The sequence below is a fragment of the Roseicella frigidaeris genome (assembly GCF_003258945.1).
Lineage (GTDB): Bacteria > Pseudomonadota > Alphaproteobacteria > Acetobacterales > Acetobacteraceae > Paracraurococcus > Paracraurococcus frigidaeris.
In genome coordinates, this window is record NZ_QLIX01000002.1 from 510145 (window position 1) to 533138 (window position 22994).

The following is a 22994-nucleotide window of genomic DNA, read 5'->3' on the forward strand; positions in this document are numbered from 1 at the left end:
CGCCATGAAGCCCGGGGACCTGCTGCTCTACGATGGCGCGGACTGGGATTTCGACACGCTGATGCGGGTGCACGATGCCTGCGAGGAGCTCGCCGGCGCCGAGCTCGGGCTCGACTGGTACCCGAACCGCATCGAGGTCATCAGCGCCGAGCAGATGCTCGACGCCTATGCCAGCACCGGCCTGCCGCTCTTCTACCGACACTGGTCCTTCGGCAAGCATTTCGCGCAGCAGGAGGCGCTGTACCGCAAGGGCTATCGCGGCCTCGCCTATGAGATCGTCATCAACTCCGACCCATGCGTCTCCTATGTCATGGAGGAGAACACGGCGACGATGCAGGCGCTGGTGATCGCCCACGCCGCCTTCGGCCACAACCACTTCTTCAAGAACAACCGCCTCTTCCGCGAATGGACGGATGCCAAGGGCATCCTCGACTACCTCGAATTCGCCAAGGGCTACGTGCAGTCCTGCGAGGAGCAGCATGGCGAGCTGGCGGTCGAGCGGGTGCTCGACTCGGCGCATGCGCTGATGAATTACGGCGTCCACCGCCATCGCCGCCGCGCCCCCGACCTGCAGAGCGAGCAGAAGCGCGAGCGCGAGCGCCGCGAGCATGACGAGCGGATGTTCAACGTCCTCTGGTCCACCCTGCCGGAGAAGACCTCGCAGGCGGCGACCCGCACCGAGGAGGAGCGCCGCCGCGCCCTGCTGCAATTGCCGCAGGAGAACATCCTCTACTTCCTCGAGAAGTCGGCACCCCGCCTTGCCCCCTGGCAGCGCGAGATCCTCCGCATCGTCCGCAACGTGGCGCAGTATTTCTACCCGCAGCGCCAGACCAAGATGATGAACGAGGGCTGCGCCACCTATGTCCACCACCGCATCCTGAACCGCCTGCATCAGCAGGGGCGGATCAGCGACGGCGCGATGCTGGAGGTGCTGCACTCCCACTCCTCGGTCGTCATGCAGCCGGATTTCGACGACCAGCGCTATTCGGGCATGAACCCCTATGCGCTCGGCTTCGCCATGATGGAGGATATCGAGCGCATCTGCCGCACGCCGACCGAGGAGGACCGGCAATGGTTCCCGGATTTCGCCGGCTGCGGCGACCCGATGCCGGTGCTGCGGCATGGCTGGGCCGAGTTCCGCGACGAGAGCTTCATCCTGCAATTCCTCAGCCCGACGCTGATGCGCAAGCTGCGGCTCTTCCACCTCGTCGATGACAGCGGCCAGCCGGTGCTGCGGGTCGATGCGATGCATGACGAGCGCGGCTACCGTCGCCTGCGGCGCGCCCTCGCGCGGCAATACGATCCCGCCTGGCAGGATCCCGATATCCAGGTGGTGGATGTCGATCTCGGCGGCGACCGCAAGCTGGTGCTGGAGCACCGGGTCGCCTCCGGCCGCCTGCTCGAGGAGCAGGAGGCGCGGCAGGTGCTGCGCCACCTCGCCAGCCTCTGGAGCTACGACGTGCTGCTGCGGGAGGTGGACCCGGCGAGCGGCGCCAGCCTGCGCGAGCACGCGGTCAGCCCGCCGCGCTGAGGCGACGGGCCGCTCCCCCCCGTCAGGCCGGCGGTGCAGGGCTGCGCAGCGCCGCTCCGACCGCCTGCATGACGTCGTTCAGCCGCGCCGCATCGACCCAGCGCAGCACCGCCACGATGCCATTCGGCGGATCGATCCAGGTGATGTTGCCGCCGGCGCCGGAGAAGCAGACGCTCTCCGCGCTCGCCGCCGGCCAGCGCGTGCGGCCCGTGTTCAGCCACCACAGATAGCCGTAATGCGGGTTGAGCCGGCAGGGGGTGCGGCAGGCTGCCACCCATCCCTCGGGCAGCAGCCGCCGTCCCGCCCAGACCCCGTCCTGCAGCACGAGCTGGCCGAGTCGCGCCTGATCCTCGGCATGGATGAAGACGCCGCCGCCCCAGTGCCCGCCGCCGGAGACGCTCTGCATCCGCTGGCCGTCGATCGTCACCCAGCTCGTCTCGTAGCCATGCCAGGACCAGTCGGCGGAGGCGCCGATCGGCTGCATGATCCGCTCGGCGAAAACCTCCGGCAGCGGCCGGCGGAAGCGGTGCAGCAGGGCCAGGGCCAGGCGGTTCACCCGCACGTCGTTGTATTCCCAGTAGTCCCCCGGCGGCTGCAGCGCCCGCGGCACGCCCTTTCGCCCCTTCCCCTCGAGTTGCAGGTTCCGGCCGCGATCGATGACGTCGCTCTTGCCGAAGAGCGTGCCCTCCCATTCGGAGCTGTTCTGCAGGAGCTGCCGCCAGGTGACGGCGCGGTTCTGCGCCGTCTCGAAGCCGCCATCCGCCACCAGGGCACCGACCGGCGCGTCGAGATCGGGGATCAGCCCGTCGCCCACCGCCAGCCCGGCGAGCAGGGCCAGATAGGATTTGGCGACGCTGAAGGTCATGTCGACCTGCCGCGTCTCGCCCCAGCGCGCAACCGGTTGCCCGTGCCGCAGGATCAGCCCGTTCGGGCCGCCGCGCGGCCGGGTCGGGCCGATGATGGCGTTGTCCGGCGACGGCTCGAAGAAGCCCGCCTCGAGATGGGCGCGGATGTCGCGCGGCCAGGGGGATTCATGGGCGAGCGCGAGGCCGACGGCCCGGGCGAGGTCATCGGGATCGAGGCCGAGCCCCGTGGCCTCGGCCATGGGCCAGGCCTCGGGAGGCGGCGGCAGCCCGCTCTCACGCGCCATGGGAATTCCACCTCCATCTTGGCTTGAGCGAAAGGCTTTTCTGTTCCTGACGCTTTGGTTGAGATAGATGTCTGGTCATGCACGATGCAACCCCGACCGTTGAGTCCAGCGGCCGCATCCCGGACGATGCGCCCGCCCTGCGCAACCCGGCCGTGACCACGGCCGAGTCGATGATGGATGCCGCGCTGGCCGTCTCACCGGCCGGCCTCCTGCACGCCCGGGCCACCGCGCCCTGCCTGCGGCTCGAAGCGCGCGATCCGTGCCGCTTCATCATCACCACCGCATGGCACGAATACAGCGGCGACCTGTCGCAGGGCCTGGTGCTGCAGGCCCTCCGCGGCGCCGAGGGGGCGCCGGGCAGCCCCATCTGCCACTCGGGCAACATGCTCGAATGCCGCCATCGCGGCCGCCGCCTCTCGCTCGATGTCGAGTCCCATATCGTCGATTTCGGCATTCGTCGCCTGCCGGGCCGGGTGGTGCTGTTCCACGAGAGCCGCTTCCACCGGCCGGAAGGGCTGGCCGGACGCCTGCGTCCCTTCGCCCGCCTGCGCTACGAATACGCCATCTCGGCCGAGAACCCGGTCCTGCAGCTGACGGTGACCTTGACGGCGGAGCCGGGCCTGCGCCTGATCGCGCCGCGCATCACCACGGCGCTCGACGCCCTCAGCCCGGCCGGGGCCCGCACGGCCATCCGCCGCCTGATCGCCTGGGGCCCGGGCGGCAAGGCGGCCACCCAGCCATCCGGGCAGACAGGCGCCGTGACGCTGCACGAGGGGCCGGCGCGCCACCTGCTGCTACCGGAAGAGCCGCGCTACGGCGGGACAGCCCAGGCCTGCCATCTCCGCCTCAGCGACGGCCACCTCCTCGCCAGCGTCAAGGGCACGCCGCAGGCGGATGGGATGCTGCATTGGCTGGTGCTGCGCTATGCCTGCCCCACCCTGCCCCGCGGCGGATCGATGACGATCCGCGAGGAAAGGCTGCGGCTCGACGAGGCGAGCATCGACCCGACGCCGGATGCGGCGGAGCAGACGATCGGCGGCGCGGTCTCGGTGGCCATCGAGGCGGCGCGGGAGGCCGAGGCCTCCTGGGATGCGGGCGGAACCGCGCCGGACCGACGCCCGGCATCCGCCAGGATCGCGCTCACGCCGCCGACCGGCGCAGCGGGAGAGACGGCCGCCCTGCGGGGCAACATCAAGCTGCTGGGCTCGGCGCTGGCGCAATCCCGGCTCGCCGCCTGCGCCAGCGCCGAGGCGCCGATCGGGCCGCAGGCGATCGGGCTGGCCAGCCGCGCCTGCTGCCAGGCCGATATCGAGGGAGACTGGCTGCGCCACTGGTGCCGCGTGCTCGGCGTCGCGCCGCGCTACCATCGCAAGCTCTGGGAGGATTGCACCGTCCCGCAGATGCTCTGGGAGGCGGGCATGCTGGAGCCCGGGAGGCGCGGGCTTGGCTTCGCGGTCGGGCGCGAGGATCTTCCCGCGCTCTTCGCCAGCCGTGGCGTCGAGGTCCTGGCGACCGATCTCGACAGCGCCGACAGCCGGGCGACCGCCTGGACGCAGACCGGGCAGCACGCCGATCGCCTGGAGAGCCTGCATCGCCCGCGCCTGCTGCCGGAGGAAGGCTTCCGGCGCCGCGTGCAATTCCGTCCGGTGGACATGACGGCGATCCCTGCGGATCTGCTGCAGGGCGAGTTCGATTTCGTCTGGTCGGTATGCGCCCTCGAGCATCTCGGCTCGCTCGAGGCCGGCGAGGCCTTCGTCCGCACCGCCATGCGCTGCCTCCGGCCGGGCGGCATCGCCGTGCACACGACCGAGTTCAACCTCGATCCGACCGGCCCGACCGTCGAGACGGGCCCCACCGTGCTCTACCAGCGCCGCCATCTCGAACGCCTGGGCGAGAGCCTGGCCGCGGCGGGCCATGCGATGCTGCCGCTCCGCGACCCGGCGGGGGATCGGCAGCTCTTCGACCAGCTCGTCGACCTGCCGCCCTATGCGCATCAGGGCGGGCCGGAGAACTCGCCGCATCTGCGGCTGGTGCTGGCCGGCCATACCGTCACCTCGGTCGCGCTGGTGATCCGCGCCGGCGGGGCCTGAGACCGAGCGCAGGCCGGTTTCACCGTCCTGCCCTCAGACGCCGGGCGCTGCCTCCGGCAGCTTGGCTTCGTGGCATGAGCCGCGGCGCCCGTTCGGGCGCTCGGCCCTGCGGGCCGCAGGTCGGACCGTCCTGCGCCTGGTATGACCGGTGCGGCCGGGCCGCCCTTCCCCGGCCGACGCCACCTTGGAAGGCACCGCGACGCGGCGGCGACGGGCGGCAATGCCAGCACCGGATGCCGAAGTGATGGCGGGAGGGTGGGCGCCGGGCCGAGGCCTGCAGGCCCGGCGCCGGACCGACACCGCGCGCGGCCGGCGCGGCAAGGCCAGGGCATCCGAGCGCGGCGAATATCGGGACTCACGCGATCGGGCGATGGCCTGCGGCAGGGACCGTGACCGCAGGTAGACTCACCGAAAAGCGTGCATCACCCGGTCAAAGGATGGCCAGGACCGTGGTCCGTGCAGGTGTGGGAGCGGCTCGGCCTAAGCTCTGGCGGCCTCGACGGCCCCGGCCGGCGCCGACCTCACGCTGGGCAGTTCGATCTCGATCGCCAGGGTCGAGATGTCGTTGCCCCGGTCCAGCGCGACATTCACCTTCGCCGGATCGATGGCGACATAGCGGGCGACCACGGCGACGAGATCCTGCTGCAGCCGCGGCAGGAAGTCCTCGCGGGTACGGCCGATCCGCTCATGCGCGAGCAGGATCTGCAGCCGCTCCTTGGCCTGCGCCGCGCTGTCGGGTTCGGGCTTCCGGTTGGCGCGAAAGAAGTCGAGCCAGCTCATCTCAGGCAGCCCTCCCTCCGAACAGGCGCCGCAGCAGGCCGGGCTTCTTCTCAGGCTCCAGGAAGCGATGCGGCAGCTCCTGGCCGAGGAAGCGGCTCACGGCGTCCTTGTAGGCCTGGCCGGCGATGCTCTCGCCGTCGAGGATCACCGGCATGCCGGTATTCGAGGCGCGCAGGACGCTTTCGTTCTCCGGGATCACGCCGAGCAGCGGGATGGCCAGGATCTCCCGCACATCCTCGAGCTTCAGCATCTCGCCCCGCTCGACGCGGTTGGGATCGTAGCGGGTGACGAGCAGATGCTCCTTCACCTTGTCACGCTTCTCCTCCGCCCGCTTGGACTTCGATTGCAGCACGCCGAGGATGCGGTCGCTGTCGCGGACCGAGGAGACCTCGGGGTTGGTGACGACGATCGCGTGGTCGGCGAAGTAGAGCGCAAGCAGCGCCCCCTTCTCGATGCCCGCCGGGCTGTCGCAGAGGATGAAGTCGTTGTCCTTGGAGAGCTCCTCGATGATCTCGTTGACGCCCTCCTTGGTCAGCGCATCTTTGTCGCGGGTCTGCGAGGCCGGGAGGATGCTGAGGTTCTCGATCCGCTTGTCGCGGATCAGCGCCTGGTTCAGCCGCGCCTCGCCCTGGATGACGTTGACGATGTCGAAGACGACGCGCCGCTCGACGCCCATGATGAGATCGAGGTTGCGCAGCCCGACATCGAAGTCGATCACCACCGTCTTCTTGCCGGCCTGGGCCAAACCCGTCGCGAAGGCGGCGCTGGTCGTGGTCTTGCCCACGCCCCCCTTCCCCGACGTCACGACGATCACCTGCGCCATCGACGCACCCCCTTCTCAACTTTCCTGACCCGGACGCGCCCTTCCCCGGTTCGCGTCCGCGGCTGGTGCCCCCCACGCCGACCATGCGGCATGGCGACGCCCCAGGCCATTGCTAGCCGAGCCGACCGGCACCCCCGGCACTTCCGCCCGGCGGCGGTCGGCCCCGAATTGTGGCCGCGCCGATCATGCGGCGCGAAAACACTCCAAGCCATTGATGGGCGAGGCGCCCCGCAAGATGCGGGGCATCCCCGCGACGCCAGCCCTAGAGCATTTTCCGTTCACTCCGGTTCACGGCAAATGCTCTAGCCATTTGTTTTCAGAGCATCGTCACCCGTTCGAGTGTTCCCACTCGAACGGGATCTGCTCTAGCCCAGCGGCCCGAAGCGCATCTCCTCGCCTTCCAGCCGGACCTGCGCCGGCCGGCCGATCGGCGCATCGCCGAGTCCCTCGCGGACGACGTAATAGCCCGCGATGGCAACGAGCTCGGGATCGAAATGCAGCGCGAAGATCCGCGCCTCGGAATCGTTCTGTGCCCCGGCGATGGCACGGCCGCGCAAGGCACCATAGACATGCACGTTGCCATCGGCGATCACCTCGCCGCCGGGATTGACCGTCGCCATGACGATCAGGTCGGCGCCCTCGGCATAGATCCGCTGGCCGGACCGGACCGGCTCCGTCACCAGCAGGGCGTTGCGGCCGCTGCCGCGGAACTGGGTGCTGGGCGGTGCCGCGGCGGCCGGCGCCACGGGTGGGGCGGCGGCAGCGGCCTGCGGCGGCGGCATGGCGCTCGCCGCCTCGGCCTCCGCCTCCTTGCCGCCGGCGGCGCGCAGCGGCGGCAGGCCGGCGGCCGTCGCCGCCTGGCGCATCTGCGGCGTGCCGCCGATGGTGCCGATCGGGACGATCTCGAGCGCATGCAGCCCCTCGACGAGGCCGCGGAAATCCACCTCCTCCGGCGCCGCCAGCAGATCCTGCAGGCCGATGACGATGGGGGCGAAGCGCAGGAAGCCGGGCGCCTTGCGGAACTGGTCGCCGAGCGCCGGCAGCACCGCATCCGGCCGCGGATCGAGCAGGCGCAACACCAGCAAGTTGAAATTGCCGGCGCGGAGTCTGAATGTCTCCGGAAGGATCGGGCTGCTCAATGCGGTCTCGAATCGGCCTAGCATGTTGGCCCGCAAGAGCGCGTGCCATGCGGCGTGCATAGCAGCGCCATCGCGGCGGGCGAAGCCCGAATGCAACGCTTTCGCCGCCTGGCGTGGCCCGCCGGCCGCAGACTCGCCGGCCGGGCCGAAGCCTGGATAATGGCGCCGACGCGACGGAGACGGCCGCCTTGCACGAGGTCACGCTGCTGGAACCCTTCCGGGCCCTCTTCTATGCGCCCTTTTATCTGGCGGAGGCGCTCGGCGCCTTTGCCCGGCAGGGCGTCCGGGTCCGCCTCGAGACCGCCGGCAGCCCGGATGCGGCCTGCGCCCGGCTGCTCGCCGGCGAGGCCGACCTCGCCTGGAGCGGGCCGATGCGGCCGCTCCTGCTGCGCAGCCGTGACCCCGCCTGCACGCTGCGCAGCTTCTGCGCGGTGGTCATGCGCGACCCCTTCCTGCTCATGGGGGGCCAGCGGCGCCCCGGCTTCCGCCTGGAAGACCTGCCCGGCCTCCGGCTCGGCCTCGTCGCCGAGGTGCCGACCCCGGTCTGGTGCCTGCGCGGCGATCTCGCGGCCCGCGGCATCGACTGGTCCGCCCTGACCGCCACGACCGGCCGCGGCATGGCGGAGAATGCCGAGGCGGTGGCCGAGGGCCGGCTGGACCTGGCGCAGCTCTTCGAGCCCTTCGCCAGCCGCGTTGAGGATGCCGGCGGCGCGCTCTGGTACGCCCAGGCAAGCCGCGGCCACACCGCCTATACGGCGCTCTACGCCACCGAGGCCGGCATCGCGGCGCGGCGGCCGGCGCTGCAGGCCGTCATCCGCGCCCTGGCCGAGGCCCTCGCCGCCATCCGCCGCCTGCCCGCCAGCGAGGTCGCGGCGCATCTCGCGCCGCGCTTCCCGGATGTCCCCGCCTCGCATCGCGTGCGCGGCATCGCCCGCTACCAGGCGCTCGGCCTCTGGGATGCCGGGCCGGCCTTCCCGCGCGAGGCCTATGACCGGCTGGCCGCCGCCATGCTGGCGAGCGGCGCCATCGACCGGGTCCCGGATTTCGAGGCCTGCATCGACACGACCATCGTCGAGGATGCGTTGAGATGAGTGGACGAACGCCCATCGGGACCCGCGCCGACTACCGCTGGTTCACCACCCTGCCGACCCGCTGGATGGACAACGACGTCTACGGGCACGTCAACAACGTCACCTATTACAGCTGGATCGACACCGCCGTGGCGCAGTTCCTGATCGCCCACGACGTCCTCGACCTCGGCAGCAGCACCGAGGTCGGGCTCGTCGTCGAGACGCAGTGCCGCTACTTCGCGCCCATCGCCTTCCCCGACCTCGTCACCTGCGGCGTTCGCTGCGGCCGGCTCGGCACCTCCTCCATCCGCTACGAGCTCGGCATCTTCCGCAACGAGGAGGAACGGGCGAGCGCCGAGGGGCATTTCATCCATGTCTACGTCTCCCGCGCCGAGCAGACGCGGACCGTGCCGTTGCCGGCGAGGCTGCGCGAGGCCGCGGAGCGGCACCTGCTACGCTGATTACATGCGGGCCCCTGCCCGCCCCATCGCCCCGCCGGGAGGACACCATGCCGGAGTTGAAACGCCTCGGGATCCTGGATGACTACCAGGGCGCGACCCTGCGGCTCGGTCCCTGGGACCGGCTGCCGGAGAGCCTGCAGATCGAGCAGTACCGCGACACTGTGACCGGCCCGGCGCTGCTCGAGCGGCTGCGGCCCCTGGATGCGATCCTGGCGATGCGGGAGCGCACGCCCTTCCCGCGTGCGCTGATCGAGCAGCTGCCGAATCTCCGGCTGCTCGTCACCACCGGCGCCCGCAACCGCAGCATCGACCTCGCCGCCTGCGCCGAGCGCGGCATCACCGTCTGCGGCACGCCCTCCTTCGCGCATCCGGCCGTCGATCTCACCTGGGGGCTGATCCTGTCGCTGATGCGGCGCATCCCCGAGCAGGAGGCGGCGCTGCGGCAGGGCCGCTGGCAGGTGGCGCTCGGCCACACGCTGGAGGGCAAGACGCTCGGCGTCATCGGCCTCGGCAATCTCGGCAGCCGGGTGGCGCGGATCGGCGCCGCCTTCGGCATGCGCGTCATCGGCTGGAGCCAGAACCTGACGCCGGAGGCGGCCAGGGCGGCCGGCGCCGAGGCGGTGAGCAAGGAGCGGCTGCTCGCCGAGGCGGATGTGGTGACCCTGCACCTGGTGCTGTCCGAGCGGTCGCGCGGCGTGGTCGGCGGCGCCGAGCTCGCCCGGATGAAGCCCTCGGCGGTGATCGTGAACACCAGCCGCGGGCCGCTGATCGACCAGGCGGCGCTGGTCGCGGCGCTGCGCGAGGGCCGCATCGCCGGCGCCGGCCTCGATGTCTACGACCAGGAGCCGCTGCCGCCCGGCCATCCCCTGCTCGCCGCGCCCAACACCGTGCTGACGCCGCATCTCGGCTATGTCACGGAGGAGAATTACCGGGCCTATTTCACCGGCGCGGTGGAGGCGGTGGAGGGCTATCTCGCCGGCCGGCCGGTGCGGGAATTGCGCGCCGGCTGAGCAGCGCTGCCCAGCGGCTGGGCGGGCGACGAGGCGGGCAACGGGGCGCGCGCCGCCGCCGCTGCGGCAGGGCCATCCGGCATGGCCGTTGCATCCACGGCGCGGAGAGCCGGAGCCGCCCCGCGCGGCGCGGCGACGAACCGTACCGGGAGCCCCATGCCATGTCGCTCACCCGTCGCCTGCTGATCGCCGCCGGCGCGGCCAGCCTCGCCGCGCCTGCCGTCCGGGCGCAGGGCGTCACGGTGCGGATGGGCGCGCTGCGCCTGATCCATTCCATCGCTCCCTACATGTACGAGCGCTTCCAGCCCGAGGGGCTGCGCATCGAGACCGTGGTCTTCGAGAGCCCGACCGAGGGCAAGAATGCCGTGGTCACGCGCTCGGTCGAGTTCGGGGCCTTCGGCGTCGCCGCCGCCATCCTCGGCGCCGCGGCGCGGGAGCCGGTGGTGGTGGTCGGCTCCTGCTGCGACCGCGGCATGGCCGTGGTCGCGCGCGGCGATGGCGGCATCGCCGCGCTGAAGGACCTGAAGGGCCGCAAGGTCGGCATCTGGCCGGGCTCGACGCAGGAGGTCTTCATCCTCGAGCGGCTGCGCATGGAGGGCATGAGCATCCGCGACATCCAGCCGGTGCGCGTCTCCTTCTCCGAGATGCCGATCGCCCTCGCCCGCGGCGATGTCGACGCCTATGTCGGGGCCGAGCCGGGGCCCGGCATCTCGGTCGCCGCCGGCATCGGCAAGATCGTGGAGTATCCCTATTTGACCCCCATGGGCTCGCTGAACATGATCTTCGCCACCCATGCCGAGGTGGTGGCGCAGAAGCCCGACCTCGTGCGGCGGATGCTGGCGGTGCACCGCAAGGCGAGCGAGTTCGGCATGGCCAACCGCGAGGCCACGATCGAGACCGCCATCGCCCGGCTCGGCATGAAGCGCGAGGCGCTCGAGATCAGCCTGCCGAATGTCGAGCTGAACTGGCAGATGACGCCGGCGATGGTGCAGCGCTCGAAGACCTATGCCGAGCAGATGCTGAGCCTGAAGCAGATCCGCGCCATGCCGGATTTCGGCCAGTTCTTCGATACCCGCTTCTCGGACGAGCTGGCGAAGTCGGCGGCCTGAGGCATGGCCGCCGCCCTCGGCCGCGGCCTCGTCTCGCGCCAGGCGCTGCTGGCCCTCGCCGCGCCGGTGCTCGGCCTGCTCGCCTGGCACCTGGCGACGACGGGCAGGGCCTACAGCCTGATCCCGCCGCCCTGGGACGTCGCGGTGCAATGGTGGGACCTCGCCTTCGGCGGGGTGTGGGACGACCTCTATTCGGCGACGCTGCTCGACCACGTGCTGGCCAGCCTCGGCCGGGTCTATGGCGGCTTCCTGCTCGCGGCGCTCGTCGCGGTGCCGCTCGGCCTGCTGATCGGCCGCGTCGCGGTGGTGCGCGACCTGCTCGACCCGAGCCTGCAGATCCTGCGGCCGATCCCGGTGACGGCCTGGCTGCCGCTCGCCATGATCGTCTTCGGCATCGGCCCGCGCAGCGCCTTCTTCCTGGTCTTCCTCGGCGCCTTCTACCCGATCCTGCTCAACACCATCTTCGGCGTCCGCAGCGTCGAGGCGCGGCTCTTCGAAGCGGCGGCGATGCTCGGCGTCTCGCGCCAGGCGACCTTCTGGAAGGTGGTGCTGCCGGCCAGCCTGCCCTCCATCTTCACCGGGCTGCGCCTCGGCCTCGGCTTCGCCTGGGTGGTGATCGTGGTCGGCGAGATGACCGGCGTGCAGACCGGGCTCGGCGCCATCATCATGGAGGCGCGGCAGCTCTCCCGCACCGAGATCGTCATCAGCGGCATGATCACCATCGGCCTGCTCGGCTTCGTCTCCGACCGGCTGATCCAGGCCCTCGGCCGCCGCCTTCTGCGCTGGAGCCCGCAGCATGGATGACCTGGCCCCGCTGCCGGCCCTGGCAACCGGCACGGCGGCGCCCGCGATCCTCGACATCCAGGGGGTCGGCAAGCGCTTCGCCTTCGGAACCGAGACGATCACCGCCCTCTCCGGGGCGACGCTGCGCATCCCGAAGGGCGAGTTCGTCTGCCTCATTGGTCCCTCGGGCTGCGGCAAGTCGACCTTGCTGCGCATGATCGCCGGCTTCGAGAGCGTCAGCGAGGGCACGCTGCTCATGGCCGGGCGGCACGTCGCCGGGCCGGGGCCGGATCGCGGCATGGTCTTCCAGGATTACGGTCTCTTTCCCTGGTTGACCGTGCGGCAGAATATCGGCTTCGGGCCGGCGGCGCGCGGCCGGCCCCGCGCCGAGGTGGCGGCGACGGCTGCGCGCTTCCTCGAGATGGTCGGCCTCGACCGCTTCGCCGAGGCCTATCCGCACCAGCTCTCGGGCGGCATGAAGCAGCGCGTCGCGATCGCCCGGGTGCTGGCGAACCAGGCCGAGGTGGTGCTGATGGACGAGCCCTTCGGCGCGCTCGACGCCATGACGCGCGAGAACCTGCAACGGGAGTTGCTGCAGATCTGGGAAAGCACCCAGCTGACCGTCATCTTCGTCACCCATGCCATCGAGGAGGCGATCCTGCTGGCCGGCCGGGTGGTGGTGATGTCCCCCGGGCCGGGCCGGATCGTCGCCGATGAGCGGATCCCGCTGCCGCGGCCGCGCGACCCGACCGGGGTGGAGTTCAACGCGCTGCGCCGGCACCTCGCCGCGCTGCTCGGCAGCCGGCATTGAGGAGGGAGGGGACGCGGCATGACCGGATGGTGGGAGGCGTTGACCCAGGCGGAACGCGATGCCGCCTATGACAACACCGGCGCCGTCGCCGACAGCGCCGCGCTGATCGCCGCCCGGGTCGCGGCTTCGGCCGAGTTCCGGGCCAGCCATGGCGGGCCCCTCGACCTGCCCTATGCGCCGGCGGAGCGAACGCGCTGGGATCTCTTCCCTGCCGCCGAGGCGCGGGCGCCCTGCCTGGTCTTCATCCATGGCGGCTACTGGCAGCGCAACCGGCGCGAGGATTTCGCCGTGCTGGCCGAGGGCGCGCTGGCCCGCGGCTGGGCGGCCGCCCTGCCGGGCTACACCCTGGCGCCGGAGGCCTCCCTCACCCGCATCGCCGGCGAGAGCCGCGCCGCGCTCGACTGGCTGCGCGCCGAAGGGCCGGCGCATGGCATCGCCGGCCCGATCCTGCTCGCCGGCTGGTCGGCGGGCGGGCATCTCGCCGCCGCCTGCCTCGACCATCCGGCCGTCGCCGCCGGCCTCGCCATCTCCGGCATCTTCGAGCTGGCGCCGATCCGCGACACGGTGCTGAACGAAAAGCTGCAACTGACCGCGGCGGAGATCGAGGCGCTCTCGCCGCTGCGCCAACCCATGGTGCCGAAGCCGCTCGGCATCGCCTATGGCACGGCCGAGCTGCCGGAGCTGCAGCGGCAGTCGCGCGACTTCCAGGCGGCGCGCGCCGCAGCGGGCTGCCCGGGCCCGCTGATCGCCGTGCCGGATGCCGACCATTTCCGCATCCTCGACGCGTTGCGCGCGCCGGACGGCCTGCTGCTGCGGGCCGCGGCCGAGCTGCTGCGGCGGGCCGCATGACCGCGCCGGAGGTCTTCACCCTGCCCGCCATCGCCGCCTTCCACGCCGCGGGCGGCAGCCCGGTCGCCGTGGCGGAGGCGGCGCTCGCCCGCATCGAGGCCTGGGCCGACCCGGCCCTCTTCCTCGCCCGGGTGCCGCCCGAGGCGGTGCGGGCCCGGGCCGCGGCGCTTGCCGCCGAAGGGCCGCGCGGCCGCGCGCTCTATGGCGTGCCCTTCGTGGTGAAGGACAATATCGACGTCGCCGGCCTGCCGACCACCGCCGCCTGCCCGGCCTTCGCCTACAGCCCGGCCGAGGATGCGCCGGCCGTCGCCCGGCTGCTCGCCGCCGGCGCCGTGCTGCTCGGCAAGACCAATCTCGACCAGTTCGCCACCGGGCTGAACGGCACCCGCAGCCCGCATGGCACGCCGCGCAACCCGGTGGCGCCGGGCTGCATCCCGGGCGGCTCCTCCTCTGGCTCGGCGACCGCGGTCGCCGCCGGCATTGCCGGCTTCTCCCTCGGCACCGACACCGCCGGCTCGGGCCGGGTGCCGGCCATGGCGAACAACATCGTCGGGTTGAAGCCAAGCCTCGGCCTGGTGCCGACCCAAGGCGTGGTGCCGGCCTGCCGCTCGCTCGACTGCGTCTCGGTCTTCGCGCTGACCGTCGAGGATGCCGCGACGGTGCTCGGCGTGATCGCCGGCCCGTCGCCGGAGGATCGCTATGCCCGCCCGGCCCCGGCCGGCTGGCAGGCGCGGCCGGCGCCGCAGCCCGCCTGGCGCCTGGCGGCGTCGCTGCCGGAGCACCTCGTCTTCGACAGCCCCGAGGATGCGGCGCTCTACGAGGCGGCGCTGGCGCGGGCGGCGCTGGGCGGAAGCGTCACGCGGGTCGATCTCGCGCCTTTCCTCGCCATCGCCCGGCGGCTCTATGACGGCGCCTGGGTCGCCGAGCGCACGGCGGCGCTGCGCGGCATGGTCGAGGACCGGCCGGAGGCGTTGCATCCGGTCACCCGGGGCATCCTGGCGGCCGGGCTCGAGAAGCGGACGATCGAGGCCTGGGAGGATTTCCACGCCGCCGCCGAGGCGCGCCGGCTGGCGCGCGCGCTCTTCGCCGCCGCCGATATCCTGGTCCTGCCGACGGCGCCCGGCCTGCCGGACCTCGCGACGCTAACGGCCGAGCCGGTCGCGGCGAACAGCCGGCTCGGTACCTACACCAATTTCGTCAATATCTGCGACCTCAGCGCCCTCGCGGTGCCGGCCGGCTTCCGGGCCAATGGCCGGCCGGCGGGCGTCACCCTGGTCGGTCCGGCCTTCGCCGAGGCGAGGCTCGCCGGGCTCGGCGCGATGCTGCATGCCGCGGCCGGCGTCGCGCTCGGCGCCAGCACGGCGCCGGTCCCGCCGCCGCCCGGCCCGCCGCCGCTGGCACCCGACGAGCTGCCGCTGCTGGCGATCGGCGCCCATATGGCCGGCCTGCCGCTCAATCTACAGCTCCGCGGGCATGGCGGCCGCTTCCTCCGCGCCGCCCGCACCGCGCCGCTCTACCGGCTGCACGATCTCGGCAATCGGCCCGGCCTGGTCCGGGTGGCGAGCGGCGGCGTGGCCGTGGCCGGCGAGCTCTGGGCGCTGCCGGCAGCGGGGATCGGGCCGTTCCTCGCCGAGATCCCGCCGCCGCTCGGCTTCGGCCGGGTGACGCTGGAGGATGGCTCGACACCCCTCGGCTTCCTCTGCGAGGCGGCGGGCGTCATCGATGCGCCGGACATCTCCGCCCTGGGCGGCTGGCGCGCCCATCTGCAATCCCGGAAGGAGGGGTGATGGAGGTCGACATTCCGGAGGTGCTGGCCGAGGTGAGGGCCGCCTTCGCCGCTTACGAGAAGGCCCTGGTCGGCAATGATGTCGCGGTGCTGCAGGACCTCTTCCGCAAGGATGCCCGGACGCTCCGCTACGGGCCGAACGAGATCCTGCTGGGCTGGGAGCGGATCGCCGCCTTCCGCGCCGCCCGCTCGCCGATAGGGCTGGAGCGGGTGCTGGAGAATACGGTGATCACCACCTATGGCCGCGACTTCGCCACGGCCAATACCGAGTTCCTCCGCGGCGGCCGGCGCGGGCGGCAGAGCCAGAGCTGGGTCCGCTTCCCGGAAGGCTGGCGGATCGTCGCGGCGCATGTCTCGCTGATGCCGCCGCCCGGCGGAACGCCCTGAGGCGCCCGTCGGGCGGCGGCGCGGCTCAGCCGGCGAGGTAGCGGGCCGCACCCTCCCCGAGGATGCGCATGCAGAGGGCCAGGTCCTCCTCCTTCGTATCCTCGGCCCAGTGGTGACTGATGCCGCCAATCGAGGGGGTGAAGAGCATGGCGACCGGCATGACGCGCGCGATGTACTGCGCATCATGCCCGGCGCCGCTCGGCATGCGCTGCCAGCCTCCGGGCGCGATCGCCTCGGCCGCGGCATCGAGGGCGGCCATCATCGCCGGGTCGCAGGGCGCCGGCAGGGATTTGCTGATGCTGACCAGCCGCGCCCGGCTGCGCTCGCGGCGGTTGCTCTCCTGCACGCAGGCGCGGAGGCAGCGCTCCATCCGCTCCAGCACCGCCAGGTCGATGTCGCGGAACTGGAAGAGGATGTCGGCCCCGCCGGGGATGATGGAGGGCGCGCCGGGGTCGAGGGCGATGCGCCCGGTGGTCCAGGTGCTGCGCTCGCCGCAGACCTTGGGGAATTCCTGATCGATCATGGCGAGCAGCCGCACCGCGGCGAGGCCGGCATCGCGCCGTTCCGCCATGGTGGTGCCGCCGGCATGGTCCTGCATGCCCTCGATCAGGATACGCCACTGCCAGATGGCGACGATGCCGGTGACGACGCCGGCTTGCAGCCCGGCGCTCTCGAGCTGCGTGCCCTGCTCGATATGCATCTCGAAGAAGCCCTTGTGCCGCCCCGGCTCGAGTTGCAGGCGCGGCTTGCCGGCGAGGCCGGCGGCGGCGAGCGCCTCGCGCAGGGGCGTGCCGTCGGTGCGGTTGCGGCTGCGGTCGATCTCCTCCTCCGAGAGCAGGCCGATCAGGGATTTGCTGCCGAGGAAGCCGCCCTCGAAATGCCCCTCCTCGTCGGCGAAGGCTGCCACGTCGACCGGCAGGCCGGCGCGCGCGAGGGCGAGGCCGGCGACCACGCCGAGCGCGCCGTCGAGCCAGCCGGCCTGGTTCTGCGATTCGATATGGCTGCCGGCCAGCAGATGCGGCCCCCGGCCGCGATGCCGGCCATAGACATTGCCGATGCCGTCGATGCTCGGCTCGAGCCCGATCTCGGCCATGCGCTCCATCAGCCAGCGCCGGCTCTCCATGTCCTGCGGCGAGTAGGTCGGCCGGTGCACGCCGGTCTTGTAGGCGCCGATTTGTCGTAATTCCTGCAAATCGCGCAGGAAGCGGTCGGTATCGATCTCCGGCATGGCATCGGCTCCATAGGGTGCGCTGCGATAGGCTGCCGCCCGGTGGGGGCAGGCGCCAGGGCGAGAGGCAGGATGCGTGCCATGAGGCGCCGGGCAGGGCCTGTCCGCCCTGAATACCGGGCCCGGCGGTGGGAGGGCATTTTCTGTCTGCAAGCAACTCGTTTCGCTTTCCGAAAATCCTAATGCGATTAATATTCTGAACGCCATGCAACTTACACACGTCCCGGGCGCCGGACCGACAGCGCCGAGCCTCTCGATCCTGGCCCCCGACGACGTCCTGAGCGACGCATCGGCCGGCGAGGACCTGCCCCCTGCGCTGCTCGCCATGATGATGATGGCGAACCGCATCGTGGCCACCGAGGCGGTGCGCGTCATTCCCGACGGGAAGCTGACGCCACCGCAATTCCGTATCCTGAACTACCTGCTGATCGCCCCCGGCGCCTCGCTCTCCGAGGTGGCGAACTATCTCGGCGTCCGCCTGCCGACCGCATCGGTCATGCTCGTCAAGCTGGCGGCGGAGGGCTATGTGCTGCGCAGCCGGCACCCGATGTCGCGCCGGCGCATGCAGCTCGTCCTGACCGACCAGGGCCAGGCGGTGACGGATTCGGTCCGCACCGCCCTGTTCACCCGGCTGCATGCCGGACTCGGCCGGATGACCCCGGCGGATTGCACGCTGCTGCGTGATGCGATCCCGGTGCTGCGCCGCCTCTTCTCCGAGGTCTGACGCCGCGGCGCGCCCCGCGCCGCCTCCAGGCGCCGTCAGTCCTCGATGATGGCGACGGCCCGCGTCCAGCCGGCCGAGCCGCGATGCACCTTCACCGGGAAGCAGATCACCTGGAAGCCGTCCGCAGGCAGCGCCTCGAGATTGTGCAGCTTCTCGAGATGCGAGTAACCGATCTCCCGCCCGGCCCGGTGCCCTTCCCAGATCAGCCCGGCATCGCCCGTCTCCTGCACCCGGCGCCGCGTGTGGCTGAAAGGCGCGTCCCAGGACCAGCCATCGGTGCCGACCAGCCGGATGCCGCGCTCCAGCAGCCAGAGCGTCGCCGCCTTGCCCATGCCGCAGCCGGAATCGATGTAGTCCTCCTCGCCGTAGCGCGACCCGGCGCGGGTGTTGACGACGACGATCTCGAGCGGCCGCAATTCGTGGCCGATGCGCGCCAGCTCCGCCTCGACATCGCCCGGCTGCACCACGTAGCCATCCTCGAAATGCCGGAAATCGAGCTTCACGCCGGGATTGAAGCACCATTCGAGCGGCACCTCGTCGATCCGCCAGGAGGGCTCGCCGCCCGGCTTCAGCCGCTCGTTCATGCGCGAGAAGAAGTGGTAGGGCGCGTCGAGATGCGTGCCGTTGTGGGTGCTGATGTTCACCCGCTCGACCGCGGCGTATTCGCCCTCCGGCAGCGCCTCGACCGGCACGCCCATATAGGCGGCCATGCGCGGCGCCGACTGGTGGTGATCGACATACTCGATCTGCGGCAGCATCTCCGTCGGATCGGACCGGATGCCGGCCTTCAGCGGCACGGAGATGTCGATGAAGCGGCGCGCCATGGCGGTTCCTCCCTATTGTGCGGCGGCTGACCGGCGCTCAGTACAGCGCGTAGCCGCCATCGATGACCAGCGTGTCCCCGGTGTGGAAGGCGGCGGCATCGCTCATCAGATAGACCGCGATGCCGCCGAAATCGGCGCCGGTGCCCCAGCGCCGCATCGGCACCCGCGGCAGGACGTTGCCGGCGAACTTGGCATCCGCCGTCGCCCGCGCCGTCATCTCCGTCTCGATCCAGCCGGGCAGGATGGCATTGGCCCGCACGCCATAGCGGGCCAGCTCGACCGCGAGCGCCCGGATCATCGAGACCATGCCGCCCTTCGAGGCGCCGTAATGCTCGTTCCGCGCCGCCCCCTCGATGGCCGCGAGGGAGGCGGTGCCGGCCAGCAGCCCGCCCCGGTCCCCGGCCTCCGCCCGCGCCTTCATGTGCCGCGCCGCGGCGCGGAAGGTGAGGAAGGCGCCGCGCAGGTTGACCCCGAGCACCCGATCCCACTCCGCGACCGTGCGCTCGACGAAGGGCCCGCTGCGGCCGCCGGAGACGCCGGCATTGGCGAAGCAGCCATCGACCCGGCCGAGCACCTGCAGCGTCTCGGCGAAGGCGGCCTCCACCTCGGCCTCCTCGGCGACGTTGCAGCACAGCGCCAGCACCCGCCGCCCGGTGGCTTCGAGTTGCGCCCGCGCCGCCGCGTTCTTCGCCTCGCTGGTGCCCCAGATGGCGATGTCGGCGCCGGCTTCCGCCAGCGCCTGGGCCATGCCGAGGCCGATCCCGCCATTGCCGCCGGTGACCAGCGCCACCTTGCCCGTGAGATCGAAAGCCGCATAGGCCATGCCCGTCCCCTCCCCGCTGCGTTCGGCCCAGCCTGCACCGCCCCGGCTTGCGCCGGAAGCCTGGCCGCGCGACAGGGGGCGCGGCAGCGGGGAGCAGCGGCATGGCCCGGATCACCTTCGTCCAGCCCGATGGCAACCGGCAGGTCTTCGACTCCGGCGAGGACGAGACCGTGATGCTGGTCGGCGTCCGGCACAACGTGGCGCATCTGCCGGCGGATTGCGGCGGCCAGCTCGCCTGCGCGAGCTGCATGGTGGATGTGCCCGAGGCCTGGCGCGACCGCGTCGGCCCGCCGGGACTCGACGAGGGCGACATGATCGAGGACGCGCTCGGCTCGCGGCCCCCGGGGCGCCGCCTGTCCTGCCAGATCGCCGTCTCCGAGGCGCTGGACGGGCTGGAGGTGCTGTTGCCGGAGCGGCAGGGATGAACCGGGACCGCGCCCTCGGCATGGACCGCCCGATCCCGCGGCGGGACCTGCTGCTGGGCGCGGCGGCGATCGGTCTCGGCGGCGCGTCGCCGCCCGAGGCGGCCTATCCGCCGCTGCGGCAGGGGCTGCGCGGCAGCCAGCCGGGCAGCTTCGAGGCGGCGCATGCGCTGGCGGCCGGCGCGCCGCTGCCCGAGGCGCCGTCGGAGGAGGAGGCCTACGACCTGGTGGTGGTCGGCGCCGGCATCAGCGGGCTGGCCGCGGCCCTGTTCTGGCGCGACGCCAGGCCGGAGGCGCGCATCCTCATCCTCGACAACCACGACGATGTCGGCGGCCATGCCCGCCGCAACGAGTACCGCATCGGCGGGCGGACCCTGCTGATGAACGGCGGGACCATGCTGATCGACAGCCCCCGGCCCTACGGCCCGGTGGCCGCCGGGCTGCTGCGGCGGCTCGGCGTCGAACCGGCGCGCCTGGCGGCGCGGCATGCCGATCCCGGCTTCTGGCGGCGCCAGGGCATGGGCCGCGGCATCTTCCTCGACCGCGCGACCTTCGGCGCCGACCATCTCCTCACCGGCATCGGCGAGCGGCCCTGGGCGCAGGTGCTGCGCGACTCGCCGCTGCCGCCGGCGGCGCGGCAGGATATCGCCCGGCTGCACGAGGCGCGCATCGACTACCTGCCCGGGCATGGCCCGGCCGAAAAGAAGGCGCTGCTCGCCCGCCTGAGCTACCACGACTACCTCGCCCGTATCGCCCGGGTGGACGCGGCCGCCCTGCCCTTCTTCCAGACGATGAGCCATGGCGAATGGGGCGTGGGCGCGGATGCGGTGAGCGCGCTCGATGTCTGGGCCTTCGGCTTTCCCGGCTTCCAGGGGCTCCGCCTGGCGCCGGGGGCGGCACCGGGCATGGGGTACACCGCGGCGGGCTATGCCGAGGGCGGCTCGGCGCGGTTCCACTTCCCCGACGGCAACGCCTCGATCGTCCGGCTGCTGCTGCGCGCGCTGAACCCGCGGGCGGTCCCTGGGCGGGGCGTCGAGGCGGTGGTTCTGGCGCGCGCCGATTACGCGGCGCTGGACAGGCCGGATGCGCCGGTGCGCCTGCGGCTCGAGAGCACGGTGCTGCGGGCCCGGAACGGGCCCGGCGGCGTCGAGCTCGTCTACGGCCGCCAGGGGTCGGTGCACCGCGTCCAGGCCGCGCAATGCATCCTCGCCTGCTGGGGCATGATGATCCCGCATCTCTGCCCGGAGCTGCCGGAGGCCCAGGCCGCGGCGCTGCGCAGCCAGGTGAAGGTGCCGCTGGTCTATGCCTCGGTGCTGCTGCGCAACCGGCTGGCCTTCCGCCGCCTCGGCATCGCCGCCGCCCAGGCGCCGGGCTGCCTCTTCACCGCGCTGCGGCTGGACTGGAAGACGCGCATCGGCGGCTATGACAGCATCGGCCGGCCGGAGGAGCCGATCCTGCTCTTCCTCTCGCATGTGCCCTGCGCGCCGGGCCTCGACCAGCGCTCGCAGCACCGGGCGGGGCGCGCGGCGCTGCTGGCGACCAGCTTCGAGGCATTCGAGCGGGCGCTGCGCGACCAGTTGCAGCGCATGCTGGGCGCTGGCGGCTTCGAGGCGGCGCGCGACATCCTCGGCATCACGGTCAACCGGTGGCCGCACGGCTATGCCTATGAGTACAACCCGCTCTTCGATCCCGACTACCCGCCCGGCGAGGCGCCGCACGAGATTGGGCGGCGGCGCCTTGGCCGCATCGCCATCGCCAATTCCGATGCCGGCGCCGCCGCCTACACCGACAGCGCCATCGACCAGGCGCATCGGGCGGTGACCGAGCTGCTCACCGCCTGAGCCGGCGCCGATGGCCGGCGCGTCACTGCGCCGGCGCCAGCCCCGCTGCCGGATCGAGCCGGGTCGCCGGGATCGGGTCGCGGATGATGACCGCATAGGCGATGGCGCAGAGGATGGCGAGGCCGGCGCCGACCAGCAGGGCCGGTGCGAAGCTGCCGCTGGCCTCGACGATGAAGCCGGTCACCATCGGCGCCAGGGCGCCGCCGAGATAGCCGCCGAAATTCTGCATCGCGCCGAGCGAGGCGGTGCAGTTCGCCGGCGCCACGACCGAGACCATGGCCCAGGCGGTCGCGGTCGCCACATAGCCGAGGAACATCGCCGCCGAGATGAAGGCGATCGCCAGGCTGTTGCTCGGCGTCCAGGCCGCGAGCGCGGTGCAGAGCCCGGCCCCGGCGAGGGAGAGCGCCATCGGCCATTTCCGGCTGTTGACCGGCGAGACGCCGCGTCGCGCCAGCACATCCGTCAGCCGCCCGCCGAGCAGGCTGCCGACGACGCCGAAGCCGAAGGGGATGGCGGCCAGCACGCCGGTCTCGGCGATGCTCATGTGCCGCTCCATCTGCAGGTAGGCCGGCAGCCAGGAGGCGTAGATCCAAAGGGTGTAGATCACCCCGAAGAAGCCGATCAGCATGCCCCAGGTGGTGCGGAAGGTGAAAAGCCGCCGCCACTCCGCCAGGGTGAGCTTGGTGGTCTCGCCGGTCGCATCGCCCTCCGTCAGATGCGCCCGCTCCTCCGCGGTCAGCGCCACCTCTCCGGGATTGCGGTAGATCGCATAGGCGAGGATGGCGACCGCCACGCCGATCGCGCCGACGATGAGGAACATCCAGCGCCAGCCGACATAGAGCATCAGGAAGGTTAGCAGCGGCACCGAGATGGCGGAGCCGAGCGTCGAGGAACAGTTCCAGATGCCGGTGGCGGTGCCGCGGTCGCGGGCGTTGAACCAGTCCCGGCTCACCCGCGCCGCGGTCGGGAATTGCGGCGCTTCGCCGATGCCGAGCAGCATGCGGGCGGCGAAGAATTGCGTGAAATTATGCACCAGCCCGCCGGCCGCCTGGGCCAGCGACCAGAGGCCGAGCCCGAGCGAGAGCATCAGCCGCGGCCCGAAGCGGTCCACCAGCGCCCCGACCGGAAGCTGCGAGAAGGCATAGGCCCAGAGGAAGGCCGAGAGCAGCAGGCCCATATCGCCGACCGAGAGGCCAAGCTCCTCGCGGATCAGCGGATTGGCGACCGCGAGGGTGGCGCGGTCGATGTAATTGATGACGCCGCTCAGCACGAGCAGCGCCAGCGCGATGCGCTGGGTCCGGACGATCCGCGGCGTCCGGCCCGGCGGCGGCGAAGCCGACATGGCCATGGCGA

General features: G+C 72.0%; 22 protein-coding genes. 14 read left to right on the forward strand and 8 right to left on the reverse strand.

Annotation, left to right across the window (positions count from 1 at the left end):
* The first annotated feature begins 4 nt into the window (after positions 1-4).
* Positions 5-1531 (forward strand): SpoVR family protein, encoded by a 1527-nt coding sequence (locus tag DOO78_RS05195; RefSeq protein WP_207802791.1) that lies wholly within the window; start codon positions 5-7, stop codon positions 1529-1531.
* Positions 1532-1553: 22 nt separating this feature from the next.
* Here DOO78_RS05195 and DOO78_RS05200 read toward each other — a convergent pair whose 3' ends face one another.
* Positions 1554-2681, reverse strand: coding sequence for a serine hydrolase domain-containing protein (locus tag DOO78_RS05200; RefSeq protein ID WP_243634377.1), 1128 nt, complete (start codon positions 2679-2681; stop codon positions 1554-1556).
* Positions 2682-2833: 152 nt separating this feature from the next.
* Between DOO78_RS05200 and DOO78_RS28050 the strand changes: the two genes are divergently transcribed.
* Positions 2834-4771, forward strand: a complete 1938-nt coding sequence (locus DOO78_RS28050) for a class I SAM-dependent methyltransferase (protein ID WP_243634379.1) — start codon at positions 2834-2836, stop codon at positions 4769-4771.
* Between the two features lie 480 nt (positions 4772-5251).
* Here DOO78_RS28050 and minE read toward each other — a convergent pair whose 3' ends face one another.
* The 3 genes from minE to minC form a co-directional block, all read right to left on the reverse strand.
* Positions 5252-5551 (reverse strand): cell division topological specificity factor MinE, encoded by a 300-nt coding sequence (gene minE, locus DOO78_RS05210; protein ID WP_111468648.1) that lies wholly within the window; start codon positions 5549-5551, stop codon positions 5252-5254.
* A 1-nt stretch (position 5552) separates the two neighbouring features.
* Positions 5553-6374, reverse strand: a complete 822-nt coding sequence (gene minD / locus DOO78_RS05215; protein WP_111468649.1) for a septum site-determining protein MinD — start codon at positions 6372-6374, stop codon at positions 5553-5555.
* A 365-nt stretch (positions 6375-6739) separates the two neighbouring features.
* On the reverse strand, positions 6740-7573 hold the full coding sequence (gene minC, locus DOO78_RS05220) for a septum site-determining protein MinC (protein ID WP_408887559.1): 834 nt from the start codon (positions 7571-7573) through the stop codon (positions 6740-6742).
* A gap of 128 nt (positions 7574-7701) precedes the next feature.
* On the opposite strand from minC, the gene DOO78_RS05225 reads away from it, so the two are divergent.
* The 9 genes from DOO78_RS05225 (at position 7702) to hpxZ (ending at position 15779) form a co-directional block, all read left to right on the forward strand.
* Positions 7702-8604 (forward strand): ABC transporter substrate-binding protein, encoded by a 903-nt coding sequence (locus DOO78_RS05225; protein WP_165838726.1) that lies wholly within the window; start codon positions 7702-7704, stop codon positions 8602-8604.
* Positions 8601-9044 (forward strand): acyl-CoA thioesterase, encoded by a 444-nt coding sequence (locus tag DOO78_RS05230; RefSeq protein WP_111468651.1) that lies wholly within the window; start codon positions 8601-8603, stop codon positions 9042-9044. Before DOO78_RS05225 ends, DOO78_RS05230 begins: the two co-directional genes overlap by 4 nt.
* Positions 9045-9091: 47 nt before the next feature.
* Positions 9092-10054, forward strand: coding sequence for a D-2-hydroxyacid dehydrogenase family protein (locus DOO78_RS05235; RefSeq protein ID WP_111468652.1), 963 nt, complete (start codon positions 9092-9094; stop codon positions 10052-10054).
* 161 nt (positions 10055-10215) lie between these two features.
* Positions 10216-11163 carry an ABC transporter substrate-binding protein gene (locus tag DOO78_RS05240; RefSeq protein ID WP_111468653.1) on the forward strand — a complete coding sequence of 316 codons (948 nt, stop codon included), beginning with the start codon at positions 10216-10218 and terminating at the stop codon, positions 11161-11163.
* A gap of 3 nt (positions 11164-11166) precedes the next feature.
* Entirely contained in the window at positions 11167-11967 is an 801-nt protein-coding gene (locus tag DOO78_RS05245) for an ABC transporter permease (protein ID WP_111468654.1), read from the forward strand.
* On the forward strand, positions 11960-12757 hold the full coding sequence (locus tag DOO78_RS05250) for an ABC transporter ATP-binding protein (RefSeq protein WP_111468655.1): 798 nt from the start codon (positions 11960-11962) through the stop codon (positions 12755-12757). The genes DOO78_RS05245 and DOO78_RS05250 overlap by 8 nt, the downstream gene beginning before the upstream one ends.
* A gap of 18 nt (positions 12758-12775) precedes the next feature.
* Entirely contained in the window at positions 12776-13606 is an 831-nt protein-coding gene (locus DOO78_RS05255; RefSeq protein WP_111468656.1) for an alpha/beta hydrolase, read from the forward strand.
* Positions 13603-15393: an allophanate hydrolase gene (gene atzF, locus DOO78_RS05260; RefSeq protein WP_111468657.1), complete on the forward strand. Its 1791-nt coding sequence runs from the start codon at positions 13603-13605 to the stop codon at positions 15391-15393. The genes DOO78_RS05255 and atzF overlap by 4 nt, the downstream gene beginning before the upstream one ends.
* Positions 15393-15779 carry an oxalurate catabolism protein HpxZ gene (hpxZ, locus tag DOO78_RS05265; protein WP_111468658.1) on the forward strand — a complete coding sequence of 129 codons (387 nt, stop codon included), beginning with the start codon at positions 15393-15395 and terminating at the stop codon, positions 15777-15779. Before atzF ends, hpxZ begins: the two co-directional genes overlap by 1 nt.
* Before the next feature lie 25 nt (positions 15780-15804).
* Here hpxZ and DOO78_RS05270 read toward each other — a convergent pair whose 3' ends face one another.
* On the reverse strand, positions 15805-17007 hold the full coding sequence (locus DOO78_RS05270; protein WP_111468659.1) for a Zn-dependent hydrolase: 1203 nt from the start codon (positions 17005-17007) through the stop codon (positions 15805-15807).
* 205 nt (positions 17008-17212) lie between these two features.
* Here DOO78_RS05270 and DOO78_RS05275 point away from each other — a divergent pair, with 205 nt between their 5' ends.
* Positions 17213-17731, forward strand: a complete 519-nt coding sequence (locus DOO78_RS05275; protein WP_111468660.1) for a MarR family winged helix-turn-helix transcriptional regulator — start codon at positions 17213-17215, stop codon at positions 17729-17731.
* A gap of 35 nt (positions 17732-17766) precedes the next feature.
* Here the strand turns inward: DOO78_RS05275 and DOO78_RS05280 are convergent, their stop codons facing one another.
* Complete coding sequence (locus DOO78_RS05280; protein WP_111468661.1) at positions 17767-18555, reverse strand: cyclase family protein; 789 nt, start codon at positions 18553-18555, stop codon at positions 17767-17769.
* A 37-nt stretch (positions 18556-18592) separates the two neighbouring features.
* Complete coding sequence (locus DOO78_RS05285; RefSeq protein ID WP_111468662.1) at positions 18593-19378, reverse strand: SDR family NAD(P)-dependent oxidoreductase; 786 nt, start codon at positions 19376-19378, stop codon at positions 18593-18595.
* A 101-nt stretch (positions 19379-19479) separates the two neighbouring features.
* Between DOO78_RS05285 and DOO78_RS05290 the strand changes: the two genes are divergently transcribed.
* Together DOO78_RS05290 and DOO78_RS28370 are read left to right on the forward strand one after the other, a co-directional pair.
* Positions 19480-19803 carry a 2Fe-2S iron-sulfur cluster-binding protein gene (locus tag DOO78_RS05290; RefSeq protein WP_111468663.1) on the forward strand — a complete coding sequence of 108 codons (324 nt, stop codon included), beginning with the start codon at positions 19480-19482 and terminating at the stop codon, positions 19801-19803.
* Positions 19800-21641: an NAD(P)-binding protein gene (locus tag DOO78_RS28370; protein WP_111468664.1), complete on the forward strand. Its 1842-nt coding sequence runs from the start codon at positions 19800-19802 to the stop codon at positions 21639-21641. Before DOO78_RS05290 ends, DOO78_RS28370 begins: the two co-directional genes overlap by 4 nt.
* A 22-nt stretch (positions 21642-21663) precedes the next feature.
* On the opposite strand, the gene DOO78_RS05300 is transcribed toward DOO78_RS28370, so the two are convergent.
* Entirely contained in the window at positions 21664-22989 is a 1326-nt protein-coding gene (locus tag DOO78_RS05300; RefSeq protein ID WP_111468665.1) for an MFS transporter, read from the reverse strand.
* Between the last annotated feature and the right edge of the window lie 5 nt (positions 22990-22994).

What these genes read in the sequence shown, in the direction of transcription:
- DOO78_RS05195 (WP_207802791.1), top strand. Translation starts at nt 5, where the DNA reads ATGAAGCCCGGGGACCTGCTGCTCTACGATGGCGCGGACTGGGATTTC.
- DOO78_RS05200 (WP_243634377.1), bottom strand. Translation starts at nt 2,681, where the DNA reads ATGGCGCGTGAGAGCGGGCTGCCGCCGCCTCCCGAGGCCTGGCCCATG.
- minE (WP_111468648.1), bottom strand. Translation starts at nt 5,551, where the DNA reads ATGAGCTGGCTCGACTTCTTTCGCGCCAACCGGAAGCCCGAACCCGAC.
- minD (WP_111468649.1), bottom strand. Translation starts at nt 6,374, where the DNA reads ATGGCGCAGGTGATCGTCGTGACGTCGGGGAAGGGGGGCGTGGGCAAG.
- minC (WP_408887559.1), bottom strand. Translation starts at nt 7,573, where the DNA reads ATGCACGCCGCATGGCACGCGCTCTTGCGGGCCAACATGCTAGGCCGA.
- DOO78_RS05230 (WP_111468651.1), top strand. Translation starts at nt 8,601, where the DNA reads ATGAGTGGACGAACGCCCATCGGGACCCGCGCCGACTACCGCTGGTTC.
- DOO78_RS05235 (WP_111468652.1), top strand. Translation starts at nt 9,092, where the DNA reads ATGCCGGAGTTGAAACGCCTCGGGATCCTGGATGACTACCAGGGCGCG.
- DOO78_RS05240 (WP_111468653.1), top strand. Translation starts at nt 10,216, where the DNA reads ATGTCGCTCACCCGTCGCCTGCTGATCGCCGCCGGCGCGGCCAGCCTC.
- DOO78_RS05245 (WP_111468654.1), top strand. Translation starts at nt 11,167, where the DNA reads ATGGCCGCCGCCCTCGGCCGCGGCCTCGTCTCGCGCCAGGCGCTGCTG.
- DOO78_RS05250 (WP_111468655.1), top strand. Translation starts at nt 11,960, where the DNA reads ATGGATGACCTGGCCCCGCTGCCGGCCCTGGCAACCGGCACGGCGGCG.
- DOO78_RS05255 (WP_111468656.1), top strand. Translation starts at nt 12,776, where the DNA reads ATGACCGGATGGTGGGAGGCGTTGACCCAGGCGGAACGCGATGCCGCC.
- atzF (WP_111468657.1), top strand. Translation starts at nt 13,603, where the DNA reads ATGACCGCGCCGGAGGTCTTCACCCTGCCCGCCATCGCCGCCTTCCAC.
- hpxZ (WP_111468658.1), top strand. Translation starts at nt 15,393, where the DNA reads ATGGAGGTCGACATTCCGGAGGTGCTGGCCGAGGTGAGGGCCGCCTTC.
- DOO78_RS05270 (WP_111468659.1), bottom strand. Translation starts at nt 17,007, where the DNA reads ATGCCGGAGATCGATACCGACCGCTTCCTGCGCGATTTGCAGGAATTA.
- DOO78_RS05275 (WP_111468660.1), top strand. Translation starts at nt 17,213, where the DNA reads ATGCAACTTACACACGTCCCGGGCGCCGGACCGACAGCGCCGAGCCTC.
- DOO78_RS05280 (WP_111468661.1), bottom strand. Translation starts at nt 18,555, where the DNA reads ATGGCGCGCCGCTTCATCGACATCTCCGTGCCGCTGAAGGCCGGCATC.
- DOO78_RS05285 (WP_111468662.1), bottom strand. Translation starts at nt 19,378, where the DNA reads ATGGCCTATGCGGCTTTCGATCTCACGGGCAAGGTGGCGCTGGTCACC.
- DOO78_RS05290 (WP_111468663.1), top strand. Translation starts at nt 19,480, where the DNA reads ATGGCCCGGATCACCTTCGTCCAGCCCGATGGCAACCGGCAGGTCTTC.
- DOO78_RS28370 (WP_111468664.1), top strand. Translation starts at nt 19,800, where the DNA reads ATGAACCGGGACCGCGCCCTCGGCATGGACCGCCCGATCCCGCGGCGG.
- DOO78_RS05300 (WP_111468665.1), bottom strand. Translation starts at nt 22,989, where the DNA reads ATGGCCATGTCGGCTTCGCCGCCGCCGGGCCGGACGCCGCGGATCGTC.